This is a genomic window from Streptomyces sp. NPDC107498, assembly GCF_055582805.1.
Genome location: NZ_JBVJPE010000021.1, coordinates 49,672 through 63,770, shown reverse-complemented (window position 1 = coordinate 63,770; position 14,099 = coordinate 49,672). Strand labels below are relative to the sequence as shown.

Sequence of the window (14,099 nt, the reverse complement as noted above, 5' to 3'; positions counted from 1 at the left end):
CGTATCGCAGCGGGCGGTTCAGCTGTTCAGCCGCGGACGAGTGGGGCGGTGGCGGTGGCGGGTTCGTGGGTGGGGGCGCCGTTGTAGGTGGCGGTGTAGCCGAGGTGGAGGAGTGCGGTGAGGAGGGGGACGACGCCGCTGCAGGTCGCGGTGCCCGCTGTGTTGGTGGTGCCGGTGCACACGGTGGTCGTGCCGAGGGTGAATTTCACGGTGGCGCCGCTGATGGGCTTGCCGGTGGTGGTGTCGGTGAGGGTGGCCGACAGGTGCAGGTTGATGTTCAGCTGGCCGGGAGTCAGGGAGAGCAGCAGGGGGGCGGCGGTGAGTTTGGTGGTGTCCCGGGTGTAGGTGTAGCGATCGGCCGGGCTGGTGGTGCCGGTCCCGGCGGGGGTGGTGACGGTGATGTCGGCCGGTCCGGCGGTGGTGGCGGCCGGGGAGGTCGCGGTGATCTCGGTGTCGCCGTGGACGGTGACCGAGGTGGCCGGGACGGCGCCGAAGGCGACGGCGGTCGCGCCGGTGAAGCCGGTGCCGGTGAGGGTCACGGTGGTGCCGCCGGCGGCCGGGCCGTTGGTGGGGGTGACGGCGGTGACGGTGGGCGGGGACGGCTGGTAGGTGTAGGTCCCGGCGGTGACGGTGCGGCCCTCGGCGGTCAGCGAGACGTCGACGGTGCCGGGCGCGTGGGCGGGGGCGGTCGCGGTGACGGTGGTGTCGTCGACCACGGTGACGCCGCCGGCGGGGACGTTGCCGAAGGTGACGGCGGTGGTGCCGGTCAGGTGGCTGCCGGTCAGGGTGACGGTGGTGCCGCCGGTGGTCGGGCCGTGGTCCGGGGTGAGCGCGGTGACGGTGGGCGGGGCGGCCTTGCTCATCGCCAGGCCCCTGGGGCGGGAACCGGTGGGGACGGTGGCGGTGACCGTGAGGGTCGCGGTGTCGATCACCGACATGGTGTTGACGAAGGTGTTGGTGGCGTAGACACGGGTGCCGTCGGGGTCGGCCAGCACGCCGCTCGTCCCCGCGCCGGTCGGGACCGTGGCGACGACGGTGTGGGTCGCCGTGTCCACGACGGAGACGGAGTTGCCTCCCCGGTTGGCGACGTAGACGAGTCCTCCGTCCGGTGCGACGGCCACGTTCTGCGGAAGGCTGCCGACGGGAACGGCCGCCGTGACGGTGGCGGTGGCGGTGTCGATCACGGAGAGGCGGTTCTCGTTGTAGTCGGCGACGTAGACGTGGGCGCCGTCGGGGCTGACCGCCAGCCCGGCCGCGTTCCCCACGGGGACGGTGGCGCTGACGGTGTCGGTCGCGGTGTCGATCACCGACACCGTGCTGCTGGAGGAGTTCCCGACGTAGAGCCGGCTGCCGTCCGGGGACAGGTCCAGGCTGTCCGGCGAATCACCGGCCGCGAGAGTGGCGGTGACCGCGAGGGAGGAGGTGTCGATCACGTCGACCCCGCTGGGACGGTCGGTGTGGACCACGTACGCCCGCGTCCCGTCCGGAGAGATGACCACCGACTGGGGCGTGCGCCCCACCGCGACGGTGGCGGCGACGGAGTTGGCCGCGGTGTCGATGACGGAGACCGAGTCTCCGGCGCTGTTCGCCACCCATGCCTGGGAGCCGTCCGGCGTGAGCGTCACGCCCGTGGGTGCGCTGCCCACGTCGATGGTGGCCGTCGTCGATCCGGTCGTCGGGTCGACGACGCTCACCGACCCCGCACCGGCGTTGGCGATGTAGACCAGCCGCCCCGGTCCGGCCGCATGTGCCGGTCCGGCGGGAAGCACCGCGCCGACAGCGCCGAGCAGCGCGGCGGCCAGCGTCGCGGCGGTGCCGCGCCGTAAGCGGCGCGGTGCTCCGCCGCCTACGTGAGGCCTGTCGATCGTGAATGCCATGAGCTCTGCCTCTCGGAGAGAACCGACCGGGTGTCTCTGCTTCTTCTTTCGACTCATGCTATTCACGGTTTTTTTGATGAAGTCTCAGCTGCTTTATTATTGCCAGATTGACCTTCTGGTTGATCTTTTTTGATCACTTTGGATCGGTGTACCGGGCGCGACAAAGGCGTCGGCGGGCAGTACGGGGACCGGAGCCCGGAGGAGGTGAACGCCCTGGAGGCGATGGGGTTCCTCCCGGCACCCGGGCCTCACGTGCGGTCGGCGAGGAAGTCCGTCAGGTCGCGGAGCACCCGCTCGGGGGCCTCCCAGTACGCGAGGTGGCCCACGCCCTCGTAGACGAGGAGGCGGGAGTCGGGGATCGCGTCGAGGATCGTCCGCTGGTCCTCGCGGCCCAGGAGGGGGTCCTCGTCGCCCCAGACGACCAGGGTGGGGACGAGGATTCCGGAGAGGGTGGCCCGGAGGTCGGTCTCGAGGAGGCCGCGCAGGGTCTCGCGCCAGACGCGGGCCGGGGCCTTGAGGTTCTCGTCGGCGACGGTCTTCAGGAAGCCGCGTCCCATGGGGGTCGCGGTCAGGCCGTCGACGAGCTCCGTCGCGAGTGCGGGGTCCACGGGGTCCCGCAACTCCTTGACCGTGTCCCAGAACCGGACGACCCGCGGCTTGTCGGCGAGGGTGGCCGGGACGCCGAGCAGGACGAGGCCCGCCACCCGGTCCGGTCGGCGGCCCGCGACGACACGGGCCTGCACCCCGCCGCTCGATCCGCCGACCAGGACCGCTCGCCCGATGCCCACGCCGTCCATGAAGGCGACCAGGTCCTCGGCGAAGTCCTCCGGCAGGTAGCCGTCGGGCGGTTTGTCGGCGTCGCCGTGGCCGCGCTGGGTGGGGGCGTACGCGTGCAGGCCCGGAGGCAGCCGGCGCAGCATCGGCTCGAACGTCCACCAGGAGTCCAGGTAGCCGTGCACCAGGACGAGCGGTGTGCCGCCCGGACGGCCGGCTTCCGCGTACGGGAGCGTGGGGCGCCCCTCCCCCAGGACGGCGCTGTGCACGGCGACGGCGGCCATCGCGGCCCTCCTCACCTCTCCTTCCCCCAGCATAGGAAGGAGGGGGACGGAGGGACAGCCGGGACTTCTCCGGGGACGGGCCCCACCCGCCGCGCGCGGCGGGGGTCAGCCGGCTCGCCCCCGCTCCGGCGGCTCTCCGCTCCGGGCGGCCGCCCTGTCCCGGACATGGCGGCGCAGGCCGTCAAGGGACACGTCCTCCAGGCTGTCCGCGAAGATCCGGTCGGGGCCCGGAGGCACCGGCAGGAGGGAGGGGACGACCAGGACGGCGCAGCCGGCGGCGTCGGCCGAGGCCGCTCCGTCCGGCGAGTCCTCGACGGCCACGCACGCCGCCGCCGGGACGCCGAGCCGCCGGGCGGCCGTCCGGTACGGGTCGGGGTGCGGCTTGGTCCGCGCGGTGTCGTCGGCGGAGAGCGTGAGGGCGAAGGGGACGTGCGCGAGCGCGCCGCCGACGACCGAGTCGACCACCGAGCGGGGCGAGGCGCTGACGAGCGCGAACGGCAGTCCCGCCCGCTCCAGTTCGGTCAGGAGGCGGTCGGCTCCCGGGCGCATCGGCGCGCCCTCGTCGACGCGCCGCTGGAAGGCGCTGGTCAGCGCCGTCGCGACGCCGTCCGGGTCGTGCGTGCCGGTGGTCCGTACGAGGTGGGCCGCGGTGTCCTCGACGGCGCGTCCGACGACCTCGGGCGCGTCGGCCCGCGTGAGCCGGTGTCCGAGTCGGGCGGCGACCTCCTCCGTGGCCTCCCACCAGAGGACCTCGGTGTCGACGAGGGTGCCGTCCATGTCGAAGAGGACGGCGGCGAGGGCGGTCACCGCTCCGCCTTCGGGACGACGAGCACGGGGTGCGGGGCGAGGCCGACGGTGGCGCGGGTCCCCGGAGCCAGTCCGCCCGCGTCGCGCGACGGGAGGTCGGCCTTGACCGTCGTGCCGCGGTGGTCGAGGTGGACGCGGGTGACGGATCCGAAGAAGGAGGTGGAGACGACCACGGCCTCCCCGTCGGCGTCGGCGGTCACGGTGACGTTCTCGGGGCGGACGAGCACCTCGACGTCGCGGGTGCCGGGGAGGTCGCCGTCGACGGGGAGCCGGCTGCCCGCCGCCTCCACGAGTCCGGAGTCGGTGAGGCGGCCCGGCAGGCGGTTCATGGTGCCGACGAACTCGGCGACGAAGGCGGTCGCGGGCCGGCGGTACAGCTCGGCCGGGGCCGCGCACTGCTCCAGCCTCCCGGCGTCGAGGACGGCGACGCGGTCCGCCATGGACAGCGCCTCCTCCTGGTCGTGGGTGACGAACACGGTGGTGATGCCGAGGGAGAGCTGGAGCCGCCTGATCTCCTCGCGCAGGCTGAGCCGGACCTTGGCGTCGAGCGCGGAGAGGGGTTCGTCCAGGAGCAGGACGCGGGGGCGCAGGGCGAGGGCCCGGGCCAGGGCGACGCGCTGCTGCTGGCCGCCGGACATCTGGTGCGGGTAGCGGTCGCCGTGCTCGGGCAGGCCGACCAGGTCGAGGAGTTCGGCGGCGCGGGCGCGGCGCTCGGCCGTCCCGGCCTTGCGGACGCGGAGGCCGAAGGCGACGTTGTCGCGGGCGGTGAGGTTGGGGAAGAGGCTGTACGACTGGAAGACCATGCCGGCGTCGCGGCGGTTGGCCGGCACGTGGGTGATGTCCGCCCCGTCCACGAGGACCTCGCCGGAGTCGGGGCGTTCGAAGCCGGCGAGGACCCGCAGCGCGGTGGTCTTGCCGCAGCCCGAGGGGCCGAGGAGCGCGAGGAGTTCGCCCGGTTCGACGGTCAGGTCGAGGCCGTCGAGCGCGACGGTGGGGCCGAACGCGCGGCGCAGGCCGCGGAATTCGACGCGGGCGCCGGTGGCGGCGGTGGACTCCGTCCGTTCCGCTGTGGCAGAGGTCATGGGTCAGGACTCCTTGCGGGAGGTGCGGGGGGCTCCGGGCGCGCCGGCCGGGGCCGTCCCGGCCCGGGACAGGACGAGGAGCAGCAGCCAGGTGATGAGGAGGCTCAGGAGGGAGACGGCCACCGACACGCGGGCCTGGGCGCCGGAGATGGAGACGATCCACACGGCGAACGGTCGGAAGCCGAGGACGGAGGCGGTGGTGAACTCGCCGAGGACGAGCGCCAGGGTGAGGAACGCGGCGCCGGCGAGCGAGGAGCGCAGGTTGGGCAGGACCACCCGGAGCATGACGTACGGCCAGGACGCCCCGCAGTTGCGGGCGGCCTCGACGAGCGTGGGGACGTCGACGGCGCGCAGTCCCGCGTCGAGGGAGCGGTGGACGAACGGCAGGGCCATGACGGTGTGGGCGAGGACCAGGACGAAGGGGAAGTCCTCGTTCTGGACCGCGAGGAACGTCTGGTAGAGCGGGGTCCGCGACAGGTGGTCCGGGCCCCAGCGCAGTACGGTGCTGATCCCGGTGACGAGCGCGATCGGCGGCACCACGAGCGGCAGCGTGCACATCACCTCGACGACCGGCCGCAGGCGCGGTGCGCCGAGCCGGACGGCCACCAGGGCGGGCACCGCGAGCAGCAGGGCGAGCGTGATGGTGGCGGCGGCGAGGCCGAGGGACAGCAGCAGGCTCTCGGTGAACCCGTCGGCGGAGAGCAGCGCGGTGTACGCCTCGAAGGAGACGCCCTGGCCGGGGGTGTGCACGGTGAAGACGAACGAGGCGACGAGCGGGACGAGGAAGTAGGCGCCGCCGAGGCCGAGGACGAGGCCGCGCCACGGGCGGGGGCGGCGCCGGATCCGTACGGGAGCGGTGGACCGGTCCGCCGTCCGCGTCCCGGGCTCCGGGGCGACGTCCGGGGCGGTGGGGGTCATCGCAGCCATCGGGCGCTCCTGCGCTGGAGGGGGAGGTGGACCGCCATGACCAGGCCGGCGATCAGGATCATGTCGAGGCCGAGGGCGAGCGCCACGTTCTCCTGGCCGACCAGGACGTTGCCGGAGAGGGCGTCCGCGATCTTGAGGGTGACGAGCGGTACGGAGCCGCCGACGAGCGCGGCCGCGGTGGCGTGGGCGGCGAAGGCGCTGCCGAAGAGCAGCACGAACCCGCCGAGCAGCGAGGGCGCGAGGACCGGGATGCCGACGTGGCGCCAGTACTGCCATCCGCCGGCGCCCGCGTTCTGCGCGGCCTCGCGCCACTGGGGACGCAGGCCGTCGAGGGCGGGCACGATCACCAGGACCATGAGGGGGACGAGGAAGTACAGGTAGACGACGGCGAGGCCGCCGAAGGAGTACAGGTTCCAGCCGAGGTCGGTCAGGTCGGCGAGTCGGGTGACCACGCCGGAGATGCCGACGGTCGCGATGAACGCGAACGCGAGGGGGACGCCGCCGAAGTTGGCGAGGACCCCGGAGGCGGTGAGGACGGCGCCGCGCAGGGCCCGGGACCGGGAGGTGACGACGGCCTGGGCGATGAGGACGCCGAGGACCGAGCCGATCAGGGCGGTGAGCGCGGAGAGTTGCAGGCTGCCGAGGAGCGAACCGAGGTAGGGGCCCTGGAGGGAGCGGCCGAGGTGCTCGCCGGTCAGGGCGGTGGCGCCGGTGGCGGGGTCGGTGCGGGTCACGGCGCCGTACAGGAGGGCGCCGAGGGGAAGTCCGAAGGCGAGGGCGGTGAAGGCGATCAGGGGGAGGGCGGCGAGCCAGGTGCGCGGGCCGCGCCGCCGGCGGCCGGTGCCGCCGGCGGTTCCCGTGGCGGGGGTGGCTGAGGACATCAGGAGAGGGCCTTGTCCCACTTCTCGGCGAGGGTGGCCTTGGCCTTGTCGAGCTCGGCGGCGGCCGGGAAGGCGGGGGTGCCGTCGACCTGGGGCAGCTTGGCCGTGAACGTCTTGTCGGCGGTGCCGTCGGCGGTCATGGCCGGCAGCAGGACGGGGCGGGCGTAGCCCTTGAGCCAGAGGTTCTGGCCCTCGGCGCTGTAGAGGAACTCCATCCAGAGGCGGGCGGCCGCGGGGTGGGGGGCGTCCTTGCTGACGGCCTGGGAGTAGAACTGGGCGTACACGCCGTCGGCCGGGACGGTGACCTGCCAGTCGACGCCCTTGCCCTTGAACTGGTCGGCGTAGCCGGCGTTGAGGTAGTCCCAGTCGATGCTGATGGGCGTCTCGCCCTTCTCGACCGTGGCCGGGGTGGATTCGACGGGGATGAAGTTGCCGTTCTTCTTCAGGGTGCCGAAGAAGTCGATGCCGGGCTGGATGTCGGCGAAGGAGCCCTTGTCGGCGAGGGCGGCCGCGTACACGCCGCCGAAGGCGGAGCCGGACTTGGTGGGGTTGCCGTTGAGGGCGACCTTGCCCTTGTACTCGGGCTTGAGGAGGTCGGCGAAGGTCTTCGGGCAGTTCGGGATGCGCCGGGCGTCGCAGCCGATGGAGACGTAGCCGCCGTAGTCGTTGTACCAGCGGCCGTCCGCGTCCTTCTGGGCGGCGGGGATCTTGTCCCAGGCCTCGACCTCGTACGGGGCGAACAGGCCCTCCTCGGCGCCGCTGCGGGCGAACGCGATGCCGAGGTCGAGGACATCGGGGGCGCGCTTCTGGCCCTTGCGGGACTTGACGGCGGCGATCTCGTCGGCGCTGGAGGCGTCCGGGTTCTCGCTCTCGACCTTGATCCCGTACTTCGTCTCGAACGTCTTGATCAGCTCGCCGTAGTTGGCCCAGTCCGGCGGCAGGGCGATGACGTGCAGCGCGCCCTCCTGCTTCGCCGCCTTGACGAGGGCGTCCATGCCTCCGAGGTCCTCGGCCGACTTCGCGGTGGCCGACTTCGCACCCTCGGCGCCGGTCGCGCCCTCGGGAGCGGCGCCACAGGCGGTGACGGTGGTCAGGACGACGGCGCCGAGCAGGACTGCGGCGCCGCGGACGGGGGTTCTGCGCACGGGTTCTCCCAGAAGCGAGTGAAGGAACTTGTCTGAACAAGCCGCCCCCAGTTCGCCCGTGCCTCCTGTCCGGAGAATGAACGGCACATGGCCGGATCCAGACGCCTCCCGGAAGAGCCGGTTGGGGTGAACCCCAGGTGTCATCTCCGGACTTGAGAGGGACCGACCGGGCCGCCGGGTGCCGGATCGTCGGGTTAGGGTGGGCACGGGGACGGCGCGCACCGTGACGTGGTGTGCGCAGCCAAGTGCGAGACGGGGGCATGGTGACGGCGCTCTACATGGAGATCGCGGAGGAGCTCCGCCGCTCGATCCTCAGCGGCGAGTACCCCGTCGGCGCCCGCCTGCCGTCCGAGAGCGACCTCGCCGACCGCTGGTCCGCGTCACGCGGCACGGTGCGCCAGGCCGTCGCCCTGCTCACCTCGGAGGGGATCATCGGCTCCCGCCAGGGCGCCCGCCGGATCGTGCTCCGCAGGGAGCGCCGGCACAGCTTCGCCGAGCTCCACAGCTTCGCCCAGTGGGCACGGACCATGGGCTACCGGTCGGCGAGCCGCTTCCTCCACCGCGAGCGCCGCCGGGCCACGTCCGAGGAGGCGCGCCGCCTCGCCCTGCCGCAGGGAGCGACGGTCCTCGACGTCCTGCGCCTGCGCTGCCTGGACGACGAACCGGTGATGCTGGAGCGCACGGCGTACGCGGAGTGGGTCGCGCCCACCGTCGAGTCCCTGCCCGTCGACTGCGCCTCGATCATGGACAGCATGGCCGAGGACGCGGGCATCGTCGCCCACTACGGCGAGCACCTCATCGACGCCGTCCCCGCCGGGAGCGACGACGCCCGTCTGCTCCGCGTCCGCCGGGGCAGTCCGCTCCTGCGCCAGCGCCACCTGACGAGCAACCAGGACGGCCGCCCCATCGAATGGACGGAGGACCGCTACCGCGCGGGGAGCGTCACCTTCAACGTGAGCAACTCGGTGGGCACGGCCCCGCTGGTCCGGGACCCGGGCGCGCTGCTGAGGTGACGCGCCAACCAGGGCCGCCCGTCCGTGAACTGACGCCACCTCATCATCCCTCCGCACGTACACTGACGGGCATGGCATGCCGCATCACCGAACTGGCCCTCGACTGCGCCGACCCCGAGCGGCTCGCCGCGTTCTGGAGCGAGGTCCTCGGGTACGTCGAGATCGGCCGGGAGGACGACGGAAGCATCCAGATCGGGCCGCCCGGCGCCGTCCTCGGCGATCCGCAGCCGACGCTCCTCCTCAGCCCCGGCAACGACCCCCGGACCGGAAAGCTCCGCCTGCACATCGACGTCAACCCCACCGACCGCGACCAGGACGCGGAGCTGGAGCGGCTGCTCGCCCTCGGCGCCCGGCCCACCGACGTCGGCCAGGACGACAGCGCGAGCTGGCACGTGCTGGCCGACCCGGAGGGCAACGAGTTCTGTCTCCTGCGCACCCGGATCCGCTCCCTCTGACCGTCTCCCCTCACGACGGCCGCTCCGAACTCCCACCCGGCCGGCGGACACGCGGCCTGGGCCGAAACACAGCCCGGAAAGTATGATCAAGCGATGTCTGACATGACTGAGACCACGCCCGGCTGGCTGACCACCGATGAACTGGACACGGCCAGGGCCCGGATGCCGATCCTCTACGTCGAGGCCGTCCCCGTGCGCGTGGACGACAGCGGCGAGGTCACCAGCATCGGACTGCTCCTGCGGATCGGCGCGGAAGGAACGATCAGCCGCACCCTGGTGTCCGGCCGCGTCATGCACCACGAGCGGGTCCGCGACGCCCTGCTGCGCCACCTGGAGAAGGACCTCGGGCCGGTGGCCCTGCCCCGCGTACCGGCCTCCCTCCAGCCCTTCACGGTCGCGGAGTACTTCCCCACGGCCGGCATCACGCCCTACCACGACCCGCGCCAGCACGCCGTCTCGCTGGCCTACATCGTCCCGGTGACCGGCGACTGCCGCCCCCGGCAGGACGCTCTCGACCTGCTCTGGTTCAGCCCGCAGGAAGCGGCCTCCGCCGCCGTGCAGAACGAGATGCCCGGCGGTCAGGGGACGCTCCTGAAGCAGGCCCTCGCCCACGTCGGACACACCTACTGAGCTCCCCTCGCCCCGTGCGCCCCGCAGGACCGTCCGCCCGGCCGCAGTTGACCTTGACACGGTGACAAGGTCTTCACTGTGGCGGAGGAGGTGGTCCCGATGACCATGGCGGACGACGGCACGAAGACGGTACGGGCCCTGCGGGGGCTCGGGGACGAGGACCCGTCGGTGCGGCTGAGGGCCGCGCTGGCGGTGGGCACGGCACCGGACCCGCGGTGCGTCGAGGAGCTCGTCGGGCGGTGCGCGGTCGAGCCGGACTTCCAGGTCCGCGAGATGCTCACCTGGGCGCTCACCCGCCACCCCCCGGCGCTGACGCTCCCCCGGCTCCTCGACGAGCTGCGCTCGGAACGGCCCCGGGCACGCAGCCAGGCCCTGCACACCCTTTCCAAGATCGGCGACGGGCGGGCCTGGCCGGCGATCACGCGGGAGCTCCTGACCGACGCCGACGACGAGGTGGCGCGGAGCGCCTGGCGGGCGGCGGTCGTCCTCGTGCCCGAGGGCGAGGAGGCCGAGCTGGCCGGAGTACTGGCGACCCGGCTCGGGTGGGGCGGACACGGGACGTGGCTGAGCCTCAGCCGGGCGCTGATCGCGCTCGGCGAGGCGAGGGCACCGGTCCTGCGCGCCGCGCTGTCGGACCCCCGCCCCCTCGTGCGCCGGCACGCGATCGCCACGGAGAGGCTGTCGCACGACCCGCAGGCCGGCTTCGACTTCGCGATCGAGGAGGCGAAGCGGATCGTGGCCCTCGGCCCGACCGGCCGGGAGGAGTGACGGACGGACCGACGGGAGGAGCGAGGGGTCGTGCTGATCGGAGAGGTGGCCCGGTACTCCGGGGTCAGTGCCCGCATGCTCAGGCACTACGAGGCGCTCGGTCTGGTGCGGCCGACGGACCGGACCGGCGGCGGCTATCGGGAGTACTCCGACGAGGACATCCGGCGCATCTTCCACATCGAGAGCCTGCGGTCCCTGGGACTGTCGCTCCGTGAGGTGGGGCGCGCGCTCGACGATCCCGGTTTCACGCCCTCGGCGCTCGTCGAGGACCTCATCCGGCAGACGCGCGAACGCATCGCGGCCGAGACGGAGCTGCTCACGCGGCTGCGCCGGATCGGCTCCGCGGAGCCCGCCGGCTGGCACGACGTCCTCCGGACCGTCGCCCTCCTCCAGTCGCTGACGTCGAAGAGCCCGGAGACGCGGCAGCGCGCCGCCCTGTCCTCGGCCGACGAGGCTCCGGTGCCGGTGGAGGCGCTCGTCGAGGCGGCGCTGGGCGAGACGGACCCGAGCGTCGCCGGCGCCCTCCACTGGGCGCTGGCGCGTTCGGGCGAGGCAGGGCTGCCGCTGCTCGCCCGGGGCCTCGGGTCGCCGGTGGCCGAGGTGCGCGACCGGGCCGTCCGGGCCCTCGCGGAGATCCCGGGGGACAGGGCGACCGAGCTGCTGCGGGAGGCCCTCGGGGACGCCGACCTCGCGGTCCGCAGACACACGGCCCTGGAGCTGGGGGCCCGGGGGGTGCCCGAGGCGGTCCCGACGCTCGTCGACATGGTCGTCGAGGAGGCGAACGACGTCGCCGCGGCCGACGCGCTGAGCGCACTGGCGAGCCGTGCCGCGCTCGCGGACCGGATCACCGGCCTGCTCGTCGACCGCCTCGCCCACGACGCCACGGGGCCGCCCGCGCGCCGGCGCCTGACGCAGGCCCTCGCGGACATCCCGGGCCCCACCGCCTCACGTGCCCTCACGGAGCTGTCCCGCGACGAGGACCGCGCCGTCGCGCTGACCGCCGCGTACATCCTCGGGATGCGCGGGGCGCGCTGACCGCCCCTGACCGAGTCCCGGCCGACGCGACCGCGAGGGGTGCCCGGGCGGTTACGGGCGGTCGTAGCGGCGGATGCGGTAGCGCAGGCCCGTCGTGGACTCCCGCCAGCCGGTGTCCTCCGAGATCCGCCAGTCGGGATCGACGGCCGGGGCGTGGGTGTCGCCGTCGACAGCGGTGTCGACCTCCGTCACCGAGAGCGTCCTGGCGTGGGGCAGGGTGGCGCGGTAGATCTCGCCGCCGCCCATCACCCAGGCGAGGGCCTCGCCGGCCGGCTCCGGCGACCCGGCCGCCAGATCGAGCGCCTCGTCGACGGACCCCGCGCGCTCCGCGCCCTCGGCCGTCCACCCCGCGTCGCGGGTCACCACGATGTTGCGGCGGCCGACCAGGGGGCGGAAGCGCGCGGGCAGCGAGTCCCAGGTCTTCCGGCCCATGATGACGGGGCGGCCGAGGGTGGTCGCCTTGAAGTGCGCCATGTCCTCGGGGAGGCGCCACGGGATCGCGTTGTCGGCGCCGATCACGCCGTCGGTCGTCTGCGCCCAGATGAGCCCGATGTTCGCACCCGTGCTCATACGGCGACCGGCGCCTTGATCGCCGGGTGGTGCCGGTAGCCGACGATCTCCACGTCGGAGAAGGCGTAGTCGAACAGCGAGTCGGCCTTGCGCAGCTTCAGTTCGGGGAAGTCGTACGGGGTGCGGGTGAGCTGCTCGGTCACCTGCTCCACGTGGTTGTCGTAGATGTGGCAGTCTCCGCCGGTCCAGATGAAGTCGCCCGGCTCCAGGCCGACCTGCTGCGCCACCATGTGGGTGAGCAGGGCGTAGCTGGCGATGTTGAACGGGACGCCGAGGAACAGGTCCGCGCTGCGCTGGTACAGCTGGCAGGAGAGCCTGCCGTCGGCGACGTGGAACTGGAAGAAGGCGTGGCACGGGGCCAGTGCCATCCGGTCCAGTTCGGCGACGTTCCAGGCGGACACGATCATGCGACGGGAGTCCGGGTCGCGGCGCAGCGTGTCGAGGAGCCCGCTGATCTGGTCGACGTGCCGACCGTCGGGCGTGGGCCAGGAGCGCCACTGCACGCCGTAGACGGGACCGAGTTCGCCCTTGTCGTCGGCCCACTCGTCCCAGATGGTGACGCCGTTCTCCTGCAGCCAGCCGACGTTGGAGTCGCCGCGGAGGAACCACAGCAGCTCGTACACGATGGACTTGAGGTGCACCTTCTTGGTGGTGACCAGCGGGAATCCCTGCGAGAGGTCGTAGCGGAGCTGGTGTCCGAAGACGCTCCGGGTGCCTGTGCCCGTCCGGTCGGCCTTGGCCGTCCCCGAGGTGAGCACCATTTTCAACAAGTCTTCGTACTGGGTATCCGCCACGGTCGCCGAGTCTACCGCCGGTCACGGGGCGACCTCGACGGGCGGGCTACCCGCTGGTCACGGTGGTGCGGGCGGTCTCGTCGACGTGGAGGGCGAAGACGTCGGGGCGGGCGTAGTGGCCGGTGGCGTCGAGGTCGAAGCGGGCGCGGGCGAGCTCGTCGAGGTCGAGCTCCGCGGTCAGGACGCCCTCGCCGTCGCGCAGCGGCCCGGCGAGGACCTCCCCCAGCGGGGAGACGATGACGGAGCCGCCGCCGATCAGCACGGTGTCGGGCGCGTCGCCCTGGACGGGGTGGAGGTCGTCCGGCAGGGCGTCGCGGCGCAGGTACTGGCAGGCGCTGAGGACGAAGCAGCGGCCCTCCAGGGCGATGTGGCGCATGGTGGCCTGCCAGGCGTCGCGGTCGTCGACGGTCGGCGCGCACCACAGGTCGACGCCCTTGGCGTACATGGCGGTGCGCAGGAGCGGCATGTAGTTCTCCCAGCAGATGGCCGCGCCGAGGCGGGCGGCACCGGTGTCGACGACGGTCAGGGTGGAGCCGTCGCCCTGGCCCCAGAGGTAGCGCTCGGCGGCGGTGGGCACGAGCTTGCGGTGGAGGCCCAGGTAGCCGTCGGGACCGAAGAAGAGCGCGACGCAGTACAGGGTGCCGCCCCGGCGTTCGACCGCGCCGATCACGGCGTGGCAGCCGAGTTCCCGGGTGACGGCGGCGAGCGCCTCGGTCTCGGGGCCCGGGACCTCGACGGCGGCGGCGTGGTACCGGCGGAAGAGGTCGCGGCCCGCGGGGGTGCGGCTGCCGACCGTGATGCCGAAGTCCAGCCCCTTGGGGTAGCCGCCGATGAACGCCTCGGGGAGGACGACGACCTCGGCGTCCCGGGCGACGGCCTCGCGGACGAGCTGCTCGGCCCGGGCCACCGCGGCCGGGGTGTCGAAGAGCGGGGCGGCCGCCTGGGCGACGGCGACGGTCACGGTGCGGCGGGGCCCGGCGCAGACGCCGGAGTGGGTGGGAGTCATGTTCCGACGCTAGGGGATGTCCCGCCGATCGGGCCGGATCGGGGAGCGGCG

The 14,099-nt window shown here is 73.3% G+C and carries 15 protein-coding genes; 5 read left to right on the top strand and 10 right to left on the bottom strand.

Features of this window, described 5'->3' with window-relative positions; genetic code table 11:
- Nucleotides 1-26: 26 nt before the first annotated feature.
- The 7 genes from ACZ66Z_RS29615 to ACZ66Z_RS29585 form a co-directional block, all read right to left on the bottom strand.
- Nucleotides 27-1,877, bottom strand: coding sequence for an IPT/TIG domain-containing protein (locus ACZ66Z_RS29615; RefSeq protein ID WP_469938428.1), 1,851 nt, complete (start codon nt 1,875-1,877; stop codon nt 27-29).
- 248 nt (nt 1,878-2,125) lie between these two features.
- On the bottom strand, nt 2,126-2,935 hold the full coding sequence (locus ACZ66Z_RS29610) for an alpha/beta fold hydrolase (protein WP_469938427.1): 810 nt from the start codon (nt 2,933-2,935) through the stop codon (nt 2,126-2,128).
- A 105-nt stretch (nt 2,936-3,040) separates the two neighbouring features.
- On the bottom strand, nt 3,041-3,742 hold the full coding sequence (locus tag ACZ66Z_RS29605) for an HAD family hydrolase (RefSeq protein ID WP_469938426.1): 702 nt from the start codon (nt 3,740-3,742) through the stop codon (nt 3,041-3,043).
- The gene (locus tag ACZ66Z_RS29600; protein ID WP_469938425.1) at nt 3,739-4,824 is read right to left on the bottom strand and encodes an ABC transporter ATP-binding protein; all 1,086 of its coding nucleotides are present in this window, start codon (nt 4,822-4,824) and stop codon (nt 3,739-3,741) included. Before ACZ66Z_RS29600 ends, ACZ66Z_RS29605 begins: the two co-directional genes overlap by 4 nt.
- A 3-nt stretch (nt 4,825-4,827) precedes the next feature.
- A complete protein-coding gene (locus ACZ66Z_RS29595; RefSeq protein ID WP_469938424.1) occupies nt 4,828-5,751 on the bottom strand; it encodes an ABC transporter permease in 924 nt (307 codons plus the stop codon).
- Nucleotides 5,739-6,632, bottom strand: a complete 894-nt coding sequence (locus ACZ66Z_RS29590; protein ID WP_469938423.1) for an ABC transporter permease — start codon at nt 6,630-6,632, stop codon at nt 5,739-5,741. The genes ACZ66Z_RS29595 and ACZ66Z_RS29590 overlap by 13 nt, the downstream gene beginning before the upstream one ends.
- The gene (locus tag ACZ66Z_RS29585; protein WP_469938472.1) at nt 6,632-7,744 is read right to left on the bottom strand and encodes an ABC transporter substrate-binding protein; all 1,113 of its coding nucleotides are present in this window, start codon (nt 7,742-7,744) and stop codon (nt 6,632-6,634) included. The genes ACZ66Z_RS29590 and ACZ66Z_RS29585 overlap by 1 nt, the downstream gene beginning before the upstream one ends.
- 293 nt (nt 7,745-8,037) lie before the next feature.
- On the opposite strand from ACZ66Z_RS29585, the gene ACZ66Z_RS29580 reads away from it, so the two are divergent.
- From ACZ66Z_RS29580 to ACZ66Z_RS29560, 5 genes are all read left to right on the top strand, one after another.
- Nucleotides 8,038-8,790: a GntR family transcriptional regulator gene (locus tag ACZ66Z_RS29580; protein WP_469938471.1), complete on the top strand. Its 753-nt coding sequence runs from the start codon at nt 8,038-8,040 to the stop codon at nt 8,788-8,790.
- A 71-nt stretch (nt 8,791-8,861) separates the two neighbouring features.
- The gene (locus tag ACZ66Z_RS29575; protein ID WP_469938422.1) at nt 8,862-9,245 is read left to right on the top strand and encodes a VOC family protein; all 384 of its coding nucleotides are present in this window, start codon (nt 8,862-8,864) and stop codon (nt 9,243-9,245) included.
- Nucleotides 9,246-9,338: 93 nt separating this feature from the next.
- A complete protein-coding gene (locus tag ACZ66Z_RS29570) occupies nt 9,339-9,875 on the top strand; it encodes an NUDIX hydrolase family protein (protein WP_469938421.1) in 537 nt (178 codons plus the stop codon).
- A 99-nt stretch (nt 9,876-9,974) separates the two neighbouring features.
- A complete protein-coding gene (locus ACZ66Z_RS29565; protein WP_469938420.1) occupies nt 9,975-10,643 on the top strand; it encodes a HEAT repeat domain-containing protein in 669 nt (222 codons plus the stop codon).
- A gap of 30 nt (nt 10,644-10,673) precedes the next feature.
- The gene (locus ACZ66Z_RS29560) at nt 10,674-11,678 is read left to right on the top strand and encodes a HEAT repeat domain-containing protein (RefSeq protein WP_469938419.1); all 1,005 of its coding nucleotides are present in this window, start codon (nt 10,674-10,676) and stop codon (nt 11,676-11,678) included.
- Between the two features lie 51 nt (nt 11,679-11,729).
- Here ACZ66Z_RS29560 and ACZ66Z_RS29555 read toward each other — a convergent pair whose 3' ends face one another.
- From ACZ66Z_RS29555 to ACZ66Z_RS29545, 3 genes are read right to left on the bottom strand one after another with little or no spacing between them, the layout of a single operon-like run.
- Nucleotides 11,730-12,248, bottom strand: coding sequence for a dihydrofolate reductase (locus tag ACZ66Z_RS29555; RefSeq protein ID WP_469938418.1), 519 nt, complete (start codon nt 12,246-12,248; stop codon nt 11,730-11,732).
- Nucleotides 12,245-13,042, bottom strand: coding sequence for a thymidylate synthase (locus tag ACZ66Z_RS29550; RefSeq protein WP_469938417.1), 798 nt, complete (start codon nt 13,040-13,042; stop codon nt 12,245-12,247). Before ACZ66Z_RS29550 ends, ACZ66Z_RS29555 begins: the two co-directional genes overlap by 4 nt.
- Nucleotides 13,043-13,088: 46 nt before the next feature.
- A complete protein-coding gene (locus ACZ66Z_RS29545; protein WP_469938416.1) occupies nt 13,089-14,048 on the bottom strand; it encodes a nitrilase-related carbon-nitrogen hydrolase in 960 nt (319 codons plus the stop codon).
- Nucleotides 14,049-14,099 lie beyond the last annotated feature (51 nt).

Coding starts and splice junctions, on each gene's coding strand:
- ACZ66Z_RS29565 (WP_469938420.1), top strand. CDS start 9,975: ATGACCATGGCGGACGACGGCACGAAGACGGTACGGGCCCTGCGGGGG.
- ACZ66Z_RS29555 (WP_469938418.1), bottom strand. CDS start 12,248: ATGAGCACGGGTGCGAACATCGGGCTCATCTGGGCGCAGACGACCGAC.
- ACZ66Z_RS29595 (WP_469938424.1), bottom strand. CDS start 5,751: ATGGCTGCGATGACCCCCACCGCCCCGGACGTCGCCCCGGAGCCCGGG.
- ACZ66Z_RS29545 (WP_469938416.1), bottom strand. CDS start 14,048: ATGACTCCCACCCACTCCGGCGTCTGCGCCGGGCCCCGCCGCACCGTG.
- ACZ66Z_RS29590 (WP_469938423.1), bottom strand. CDS start 6,632: ATGTCCTCAGCCACCCCCGCCACGGGAACCGCCGGCGGCACCGGCCGC.
- ACZ66Z_RS29610 (WP_469938427.1), bottom strand. CDS start 2,935: ATGGCCGCCGTCGCCGTGCACAGCGCCGTCCTGGGGGAGGGGCGCCCC.
- ACZ66Z_RS29600 (WP_469938425.1), bottom strand. CDS start 4,824: ATGACCTCTGCCACAGCGGAACGGACGGAGTCCACCGCCGCCACCGGC.
- ACZ66Z_RS29580 (WP_469938471.1), top strand. CDS start 8,038: ATGGTGACGGCGCTCTACATGGAGATCGCGGAGGAGCTCCGCCGCTCG.
- ACZ66Z_RS29575 (WP_469938422.1), top strand. CDS start 8,862: ATGGCATGCCGCATCACCGAACTGGCCCTCGACTGCGCCGACCCCGAG.
- ACZ66Z_RS29570 (WP_469938421.1), top strand. CDS start 9,339: ATGTCTGACATGACTGAGACCACGCCCGGCTGGCTGACCACCGATGAA.
- ACZ66Z_RS29615 (WP_469938428.1), bottom strand. CDS start 1,877: ATGGCATTCACGATCGACAGGCCTCACGTAGGCGGCGGAGCACCGCGC.